Annotated in this window: 2 protein-coding genes and 1 tRNA gene; 2 read left to right on the top strand and 1 reads right to left on the bottom strand. The window is 62.7% G+C overall.

Annotation, left to right across the window (positions count from 1 at the left end; all coding sequences use genetic code 11):
* A partial coding sequence (locus tag AC1DEY_RS23645; protein ID WP_476870124.1) for a CorA family divalent cation transporter occupies positions 1 to 256 on the top strand: 256 nt, incomplete at its 5' end.
* Positions 257 to 379: 123 nt separating this feature from the next.
* Positions 380 to 625, top strand: coding sequence for a hypothetical protein (locus AC1DEY_RS23640; RefSeq protein WP_476870123.1), 246 nt, complete (start codon positions 380 to 382; stop codon positions 623 to 625).
* A gap of 297 nt (positions 626 to 922) precedes the next feature.
* On the opposite strand, the gene AC1DEY_RS23635 is transcribed toward AC1DEY_RS23640, so the two are convergent.
* Positions 923 to 995, bottom strand: a tRNA-Arg gene (locus AC1DEY_RS23635).
* Positions 996 to 1,063: the final 68 nt, after the last annotated feature.

The following is a 1,063-nucleotide window of genomic DNA, read 5'->3' as shown; positions in this document are numbered from 1 at the left end:
CCTCGTGGCCCAGCGGCAGAACGACGAAATGCGCCTCCTGACGGAGTCCAGCTTCGCCCAGAACGAGCAGGTCAAACGGATCTCGTCGTGGGCGGCCATCCTGTTCGCACCGACACTGATCGCGTCGATCTACGGCATGAACTTCCACGACATGCCCGAACTCAACTGGATTTTCGGTTACCCGATGGCACTGGCGCTCATGATCGGCATGGGCGGGATCCTGTACCTGACGTTCAAACACAACAAGTGGATCTGACGTTCTGGTTGGAATGGAAGCGGCTCGCGGCCGCCGTCAGGGCAGGACAGCAGGAGGTGTGAACGGTTCCAGCGTTCGGCGACGGCGTCGACGTCGACGCCGCGGTTGGTGCAGACTCGTACGGTGGAAACTATCGGCAACATATCGGAAGGAATCCGTAAGAGTAAGAATCCGTCCATCCCTGGGCTGGTCGCAGGAATCTTCATGCTCATCTGGGCGGCGATCTTCCTCACATGGATGCCGGTCGACCCGCTGCGGCTCGTTACTGGCATCGTGCTTGTTCCCATTGGGGTGTGGCTGATCGCCGTGTACATCACGGCCCGGCGCCGACCGCGGCGAGCGACAACGGCTGTGCCGCCTGGCGTGTAGCAGTCAGCAACTTCAGGACGGCCCTCGCGGATGAGCCCGCGGGGGCCTTCTGTGTTCGTCCGGCCGATGTGCGGGTGCGGGCATCTCGGATGGTGACGGTTTGCGAGTGGCGCTCCGGCCCCGTATGTCACCCCTGTACGGCGCGATGACGATGTCGCGCTTTCAGTTGCTGGCCGACGATGCACCGGATATCGACATGCGGAACCTGAGTCCGGTGGTAAGCGGCGGATTCGCGCCGCGCCAGTMAAACAAAAGCGGCTCTGACCTTACATGTGCAGGTCAGAGCCGCTGCTCTTGTGCCCCAGGAGGGAATCGAACCCCCGACCGGCGGATTAGAAGGCCGCTGCTCTATCCCCTGAGCTACTGGGGCACGCTGGTGCCCACCGGCTGCCCACCGGCTGCTGCCGGGGACGCCTCAAAAAGTTTACAGTGCCGGAC

It is taken from the genome of Arthrobacter sp. 05T47 (assembly GCF_056395825.1).
Note: the sequence above shows the minus strand (reverse complement) of the source record. Positions and strands in the feature narration are given on the sequence as shown.